The organism is Deltaproteobacteria bacterium, assembly GCA_016931625.1.
Lineage (GTDB): Bacteria > Myxococcota > XYA12-FULL-58-9 > XYA12-FULL-58-9 > JAFGEK01 > JAFGEK01.
The window spans coordinates 1-8,105 of record JAFGEK010000037.1; the positions used below are offsets into that span (position 1 = coordinate 1).

At 43.2% G+C, this 8,105-nt stretch carries 9 protein-coding genes; 1 reads left to right on the plus strand and 8 read right to left on the minus strand.

Features of this window, described 5'->3' with window-relative positions:
- Positions 1-73: 73 nt before the first annotated feature.
- The 8 genes from JW841_03200 to JW841_03235 all read right to left on the minus strand — a co-directional run bounded on the left by JW841_03200 (position 74) and on the right by JW841_03235 (position 6,495).
- Positions 74-292 (minus strand): type II toxin-antitoxin system RelE/ParE family toxin, encoded by a 219-nt coding sequence (locus JW841_03200; GenBank protein ID MBN1959928.1) that lies wholly within the window; start codon positions 290-292, stop codon positions 74-76.
- Positions 293-393: 101 nt separating this feature from the next.
- Complete coding sequence (atpC, locus tag JW841_03205) at positions 394-813, minus strand: ATP synthase F1 subunit epsilon (GenBank protein ID MBN1959929.1); 420 nt, start codon at positions 811-813, stop codon at positions 394-396.
- 5 nt (positions 814-818) lie between these two features.
- Complete coding sequence (gene atpD, locus JW841_03210; protein ID MBN1959930.1) at positions 819-2,309, minus strand: F0F1 ATP synthase subunit beta; 1,491 nt, start codon at positions 2,307-2,309, stop codon at positions 819-821.
- Positions 2,310-2,389: 80 nt separating this feature from the next.
- Positions 2,390-3,265, minus strand: coding sequence for an ATP synthase F1 subunit gamma (gene atpG, locus JW841_03215; GenBank protein ID MBN1959931.1), 876 nt, complete (start codon positions 3,263-3,265; stop codon positions 2,390-2,392).
- A gap of 56 nt (positions 3,266-3,321) precedes the next feature.
- On the minus strand, positions 3,322-4,860 hold the full coding sequence (locus JW841_03220) for a F0F1 ATP synthase subunit alpha (protein ID MBN1959932.1): 1,539 nt from the start codon (positions 4,858-4,860) through the stop codon (positions 3,322-3,324).
- A 29-nt stretch (positions 4,861-4,889) separates the two neighbouring features.
- A complete protein-coding gene (gene atpH, locus JW841_03225) occupies positions 4,890-5,429 on the minus strand; it encodes an ATP synthase F1 subunit delta (GenBank protein MBN1959933.1) in 540 nt (179 codons plus the stop codon).
- Positions 5,426-6,070, minus strand: coding sequence for an ATP synthase F0 subunit B (locus tag JW841_03230; protein MBN1959934.1), 645 nt, complete (start codon positions 6,068-6,070; stop codon positions 5,426-5,428). The genes atpH and JW841_03230 overlap by 4 nt, the downstream gene beginning before the upstream one ends.
- Positions 6,067-6,495 carry a hypothetical protein gene (locus JW841_03235; protein ID MBN1959935.1) on the minus strand — a complete coding sequence of 143 codons (429 nt, stop codon included), beginning with the start codon at positions 6,493-6,495 and terminating at the stop codon, positions 6,067-6,069. Before JW841_03235 ends, JW841_03230 begins: the two co-directional genes overlap by 4 nt.
- A gap of 304 nt (positions 6,496-6,799) precedes the next feature.
- Between JW841_03235 and murA the strand changes: the two genes are divergently transcribed.
- On the plus strand, positions 6,800-8,056 hold the full coding sequence (gene murA / locus JW841_03240; protein MBN1959936.1) for a UDP-N-acetylglucosamine 1-carboxyvinyltransferase: 1,257 nt from the start codon (positions 6,800-6,802) through the stop codon (positions 8,054-8,056).
- Positions 8,057-8,105 lie beyond the last annotated feature (49 nt).

Here is an 8,105-nt window from a genome sequence, read left to right on the forward strand (position 1 = left end):
ATATTTCAAAAAATTAAGGTTGTTTGGCACCCCAAAAAGGGCACCCCAAAAAGGTGGGGTGCGATGCAAGTGGTCAGGCGATAACAATGCGAATACTATGTTGACCTTTTCGATCTCCAACAAGCGCTTCAAGACGATTGTTAGGCGGAATTCGCAAGTCGGCGATTCCTTGCGCATTATTCAACATACGCAACTTGCGCCGCGCCACAGATTGAATGTCTGTAGGCAGTCTTCGTGATAAGTCACCACCCCAAATTTTTTCGGTTTCTTTATCGCGAAAACTTTTAATCATTATTAATAAATAATATCGTAACGCGTTAATAACGTCAAGCAGTCATATTGGCCATGTTACTGATACGGTATATGTCCGCAGTATAAATAGGTTCGGCACTCTTATAATTTACCTGCAACTTGCAGACGAACACGGGCGCGTTGTGCTCGATTGAATTGATTTTGATAGTCATCAGAGGTTGTAGATAAATTAGCTAAAGCCGCTTCAGAAGCTTTTAAAGATTTACGTGCGCGTTCAACATCTATTTCGTTAGCTCGTTCAGCGGTTTCAACTAGCAGTGATACATGATTGCGGTCGACTTCTAAAAAACCACCTGAGATAGCAAAGCGTTCGTTCAGTGTATTATTTTTGCTGTGAAGCTCAACTATGCCAGGCGCTAAATCAGCTAGCAGGGTGCAGTGATCAGGAAGAATACCAACTTGACCCATCGCTGAAGGGGCAACAACCATATCGACTTCACCATGAGACACTTGCCGGTCTGGGGTGACAAAACTAACCATGAGTTGCTTTACATTAGCCATGACTTTTAGCCTAAAGTTTTTGCTTTGGCTACGGCATCTTCAATAGTGCCAACCATATAAAAAGCTTGTTCAGGTAGCGCGTCATGTTTGCCATCAACAATTTCTTTAAAGCCTTTAATAGTATCAGTCAGCTCTACATAAACACCTTTGTAACCGGTAAATGTTTCGGCAACGTGAAAGGGTTGTGATAAAAATCGTTGAATACGACGCGCTCGGGTAACTACAAGTTTATCTTCATCGTTTAATTCATCCATACCCAGTACTGAGATAATGTCTTGCAACTCTTTATTGCGTTGTAAAATCGATTGTACTTGGCGTGCTGTTTGATAGTGTTCATCACCAATAACAATAGGGTCTAGCAGACGTGAAGTAGAATCAAGTGGGTCGACAGCCGGGTAAATACCAATTTCAACTATTGCACGTGATAAAACCGTAGTGGCGTCAAGGTGAGCAAAGGTTGTTGCTGGGGCTGGGTCAGTAAGATCGTCAGCAGGAACATAAATTGCTTGTACCGAGGTGATGGACCCTTTGTTGGTTGAAGTAATGCGTTCTTGCAGAGCGCCCATTTCGGTAGCTAAAGTAGGTTGATAGCCCACAGCGCTGGGCATACGCCCAAGCAATGCTGAAACTTCTGAACCAGCTTGAGTAAAACGAAAGATGTTATCAATAAACAGCAAAACATCTTTGCCTTCATCATCACGAAAATATTCAGCCTCAGTTAAAGCTGATAAAGCTACGCGGGCTCTAGCACCAGGAGGCTCGTTCATTTGCCCATAAATTAAAGCGCATTGGCTTTTGCCCGGGATTAATTTGATTGAGCCATCAGGATTTTTTAGCGGATGGCCATTTGCATCTTTTTCTGCGGCGATAACGCCGGAGTCAATCATTTCATAATAAAGGTCGTTACCTTCGCGAGTTCGCTCACCAACACCAGCAAATACTGAGAAACCGCCACGGCGTACGGCAACATTACGAATTAGTTCCATAATGAGAACAGTTTTGCCGACGCCGGCACCACCAAAAAGACCGATTTTACCGCCACGCGCGTAAGGCGCAAGCAAATCAATGACCTTAATACCGGTTTCAAACGTCTGTACTGAGGTTGATTGCTCAGTAAATGTAGGAGCGGGGCGATGGATCGGTCGATATTTTTTAGTTTTGACCGGACCAAGATAATCGACCGGCTCGCCAATTACATTAAGAATACGACCTAAAACTTCTGGACCAACCGGCATTGCAATAGGAGCACCGGTACTTTTTACGGGGGTGCCACGTACCAAGCCATCAGTGACTTCCATGGCCACAGTACGTACGGTATTTTCACCAAGATGCTGTGCAACTTCTAACACTAAATTATCAGCTTGGTCATTAATACTAGGATTCGTAGCAGTTAACGCCGTATAAATTTGCGGCACTTGCCCGGGCGGAAACTCGACATCTACGGCAGGTCCGATAACCTGAGTAACATGCCCTTGTGCTAGTGCTTCTGCTGCCATTTTGTTTTTCTCCATTAAAGATCAGCGTTACATTTTTAATGAGCTTGAGCTTTAGCGCCGGTCTTTTTTAAAAGTTAGTTTTATCCCTTTAATGCTTCAGCACCGTTGACGATTTCCATTAATTCACGAGTGATCGCCGCTTGCCGAGTACGGTTGTAGAGCAAGGTGAGGCGGCTCACGAGATCTTTAGCGTTTTGCGTGGCGGTATCCATCGCGGTCATGCGCGCGCCGTGTTCGGCTGCAGAGCTTTCAAGCAAGGCTCGCCAAATTATGGTAGCAACATAGCGTGGTACTAGCAGATTGAGAACTGCAGAGTGATTAGGCTCATAAATATAATCAATATCTTCACCGATGGGTAGTTCAGCGTGCACGATAGGCAGCAAATCAGTAACCACCACTCGCTGCGTCATGGCGCTCTTAAATTCGTTATAAAGCAAATAAACCGCGTCGAGATCATGAGCAATGAAATCTTGACATAAGCCTTCGGCAATATTGGTGGCTTTATGATAACCAAGCTCGTTAAAGACATTAGGATAGTTACGCAACGTAGCAACTTTGCGTTTAGTAAAATAATCACGACCTTTACGACCAATAGTTGCAATAGTTAGCTTTTCAAAGCGTGAGCCATGCTCGCGAATAAAGTGTTCGGCTTGTCGTAAAATATTGATGTTAAAAGCGCCGCATAGACCACGATCAGAAGTCATTACGGCAAGTAAAACTCTACGGGGTTCGCGCATTTCAAGCAAAGGATGGGCGGCTTCACTACCATGGCTATCAGCACGAGTAGCTAGGCGTTGTAACATTGCCCCTAGTTCATTGGCATATGGTCTAACCGAGAGGATGGCATTTTGCGCCCGGCGTAATTTGCTAGCTGCAACCAGTTTCATTGCTCCAGTAATTTTTTGCGTGCTTAAAATCGAGCGCACGCGTTTGCGAATCTCTCTTAACGATGCCATTGTTATTAAGGCCTTTATCAGGGTTAGCTTTTTTTAAAAAAAGCGTCGATAAGTTTTTAAGTCTCCGCTGGTTTAAAGATATCTTTAAATTGCGCCAACACATTTTCGATACTAGCTTTTACGGCATCAGTTAATTCACCGGTTTTTTCAATCTCATCAAGCACATTGGTGTGTCGTGCCGAAACAAAACTTTCAATTTCGCTAGCCCAACGTGCAATGTCTTGATGAGGAATATCGCGCACCCAAGTTTTATTTTTGCCTGGCATTTTTTGCGTACCAGCATAGATTTGGATGATCTGTATACCGACACGCATTGGAACATACTGACCTTGCTTGAGCATCTCAGTTAAGCGCTGCCCATTTGCCAGTTGCTCTTGGGTAGCTTTATCTAAATCAGAACCAAATTGTGCAAAAGCAGCCAAATCACGGTATTGCGCTAATAAAATACGTAAGTTACCGGCAATTTTGCGCATGGCTTTAATTTGCGCAGAACCACCAACACGTGAAACCGAAATACCCACGTTAACTGCAGGACGTTGTCCAGCATAAAATAAATCACCTTCAAGATAAATTTGCCCGTCAGTGATTGAGATAACATTAGTGGGGATATACGCAGCAACGTCACCGGCTTGAGTTTCGATGATCGGCAGTGCGGTTAGCGAACCACCACCTTGCGCATCAGACATTTTTGCGGCGCGCTCAAGCAAACGCGAATGGAGATAGAAAATATCGCCAGGATAAGCTTCACGACCTGGTGGTCGACGCAGCAGTAGTGACAATTGGCGATAAGCTACCGCTTGTTTAGAAAGGTCATCATAAATAATTAAAGCATGCTGACCATTGTCGCGATAGTACTCACCCATGGCGCAACCTGAATAGGCGGCTAAAAATTGCATAGGTGCGGGATCAGAAGCTGTTGCCGAAACAACGGTAGTATATTGCATAGCACCGTGTTGTTTAAGCTTGTCAACAACTTGCGCAACAGTAGATTGCTTTTGTCCGATAGCAACGTAAATGCATTTAACGTCACCACCTTTTTGGTTGATAATAGTATCAATAGCCAAGGCGGTTTTGCCGGTTTGACGGTCACCAATGATAAGTTCACGTTGCCCACGACCGATAGGTATCATTGAATCAATAGCTTTTAGGCCGGTTTGCAGTGGCTCATTAACCGATTGGCGTGGCAAAATACCAGGTGCTTTCACTTCAATTAAACGACGTTCATTTGCAGCTAATTCGCCAAGACCATCAATGGGTTCACCCAAGGCATTTAACACACGACCTTGGGTGGCGGGCCCAACTGGAACATCAGCAATTCGTTTAGTGCGTTTAACAGTGTCGCCTTCTTTGATATCATGGCCTTCACCCATAATGGCGACGCCAACATTATCTTCTTCAAGGTTTAGTACCAAACCTTTAACGCCACCAACAAACTCAACCATCTCGCCAGCCATAACGCTTTTAAGGCCGTAGATGCGGGCAATACCGTCACCAACCGAAATTACGCTACCGGTTTCGGCAACTTCAGTTTTATGTTCAAAGTCACTGATCTGCTGTTTGATAATGTTGCTGATTTCTTCAGCGCGAATTTGCATACCTTATACCCCATTTGCCTTAAATATGCCTAAGCCAAAAAACGTTCGCGTAATAAATCGAGCGATTGGCGAAGACTTGCATCTAAAGTTACGTCACCCATATGACAAATTAGACCACCAATAATTTCAGTATTAACAGTGATACTTAAAATAACTGGTTGACTACAGCGTTGTTCAAGAATTTGCTTGAGCCGCTGTTTTTGTTCGGGGGTTAATGCAATTGCAGAAGTAATATAAGCACGTAAACGATTGCAGTGTTTATCTGCTGCTGCAAGTGTTGCTTGGACAATCTCGCCAAGCTCTTTTAGGCGAGAACGATTAGCAAGAAGTAAAATGAATCGTTTGGTATCGTCATTAAGACCAAGTTTTTGCAATACCGCTTGCAAAGCCAGAAGCCCTTCATTTTGTAATAACGGATTCTTAAGCACATTTTGTAGCTCTGGGCTTAATAAGTAAGCAGAGTGAAAAAGCGCTAAACCATTGGCCAAAGAGTCAACAGCTTCATTACCACCTTTGCTAGCTGCAACTTCAACGGCGGCAGTAGCATAGCGTCTGGCAACAGCACTCACGAAATCTCTCGCTTTGCTGGTTGTTTAACAAGCCAGTCAAAATTGTCAAAATCGCGCAAAGCATTATCAATCATACGTTGGCGATCAGCAGCGGTAATATTATTTATTAATATTTTTTCGGTCGTTTCTAAAACTTGCAAGCTAAGGGTTCGCTGTAAACGTTCGCGGGATCTTTGCGTTTCTTGAGAGATGATTTCTTTAACGTCTTCACGTAAACGCAAAGCATATGCACGGCCATCGGTAATAATTCTCTCACTAATTGCTGCCCCACCTTCTTTTACTCGAGTGCACAGTTGTAAAGCTTCGCTTTCAACCGCGGCTAGTTTATTGCGTGTAGTTTCATATTCATTTTTAGCTGCAGTAAAAGCATTGTCATTGGCAATTACAGCTTGACTGATGCTTTGATGTCGAGAGGAAAAACCTTTTTTTAAGGGGCCTTTAGTAAAAAAAATTAGGAGTGATACAAATATTAAAAAATCAATAATATACCAACCAACCGGTGGTGTGAGTAAATCCCAATGCCACCAGTTGATATGAAATTCACCAGTATGGCTACTTGAAGCTAATGTTAGAGCAGGTGCAAATAACAGTATTGCAAAAATGTTTAAGGACCAAACTTTTAGGTGGGTATTAAACTTCAAGATTTTACCTCACGCTGAAGAAGTTTGGTCGATAGAATACTTGCAAGCTTGTTGGTTTCTTTTTGCAGCTTTTGTTGATTTTCTTGCTCAAGAGCAGAAATTTGTTCGCGTGCTTGGTTAAGGGAGTGAGCAATTTCTTGTCGTATTTCGCTAAGCAGTCGCCGTTCTTCTTCGCGAGCAGCGCTGATGAGTTTGTCGCTTTCACTCATGGCAGCATCACGAGCAGCGCGCATACGAGCTTGGTAGACTTCGAGATCAGCGGCAGCCTCGTTTTTAAGTTTTTCGATTTCATCTTTAATTGCATACATACGTTCGTGACGCAGAGCAAAGACACGTAAAAGCGGCTTAAATAAAATCGGATTTAATACAATGAGTACAATTAAAAATAACCCAAGTTGTATTAAAAAGGTGAAGTCAAGATCCATACTTCTTCCGACTTATAACCTTGCATCTAGCGTTTGTTTTAAACGATCTAAAAATAAACGCTGACACACGGTCGCGTATAATTGTTGATGCAAAACTTAGGGCTAGTTTGTAGTCGCGTTAAGGCTCTGCGTCAAGTCGAGGTTTAGTCAAATTGGGATGAGCAAAAGCACTCATTTCAATTTTTTGTAGGGTTATTTGGGAAATTTAAATAATAAATGGTTTGGTTGGTGACGATTAGATATCAAATAATATTACCTAATCTAATTGCAGTACTACCTTTTTTCTTTTAATTAGCCCCCTATCATGGACGCACTTAAGATTATTGGTGGTCGATCGCTTAAAGGTCAGGTTAGAATTTCTGGCTCAAAAAATGCCTCATTGCCGATTATGGCTGCGGCTTTGCTAGCTTCGGGTAAGAGTGTTCTTGATAATGTGCCCGAGCTTGCCGATGTTTATACGCTTGGCAAGGTGTTAGAACACATGGGGGTCAAGGTTGAGCGCATTGGCCACTGTCTACATATTGATGCTTCATATTTAAATCATCTTGAAGCGCCATATGAGTTAGTGCGTACCATGCGTGCATCAATATTGGTTTTAGGCCCGTTATTGGCGCGTTTTGGTGAAGCAAAAGTTTCATTGCCTGGCGGTTGCGCTATTGGCGCACGACCGATTGAGCAGCATTTACAGGGGCTTGAGCGTCTGGGTGCAACAATTAAAGTCGAACATGGTTATGTCATTGCTAGTGCGAAAAAACTGCTGGGTACTGAGCTAATACTTGATATGCCAACCGTGACCGGCACTGAAAACCTCATGCTGGCTGCGAGTTTAGCACAAGGTGTAACTACAATTCGTAATGCAGCTCGCGAGCCTGAGATCGTTGATTTAGCCAAAGCGCTAAGCTCAATGGGGGTACATATAGAAGGTGCAGGTAGTGAATGCATCATCATTCATGGTAATAGTGATTTGCAACCATATAATCATCGGGTAGTGGCCGACCGTATTGAGTTTGGTACGTTTTTGGTGGCTGGTGCTCTAGTTGGTGAAGATATGGCGATTGTTGAAGGTGTACCAGAGCACCAAGCGGCGCTTATAGATAAATTGCGTGCCAGTGGCGCACAGATTCAAATTAAAGATCATAGTATTAAAATTTCGAAAAGCATAGGTCGACCAAAACCCGTCGAGGTACAAACTGCCCCGTATCCTGGGTTTCCAACTGATATGCAAGCGCAACTTATGGCTCTGCTCACCGTGGCAAATGGGGTGAGTGTAGTAACCGAGAATATTTTTGAAAATCGTTTTATGCATGTCGCCGAGTTAGACCGGCTTGGCGCGAATATTAGAGTTGATGGCGGAAAAGCTATTATCGAAGGTGTTAATAATTTATCTGGCTCGATAGTGATGGCTACAGATTTACGCGCCAGTGCTTGTTTGGTGCTTGCTGGTCTTATTGCCGAGGGTGAAACAGTGGTGCGTCGTATTTATCATATTGATCGAGGATATGAACACATCGAACAACGCTTATGTAATTTAGGTGCTGACATAGTGCGTTTTAAAGAGTAACAAAATTATAATTAAATCGCTACAGTATAATATTTACAGTTGGTTGTCA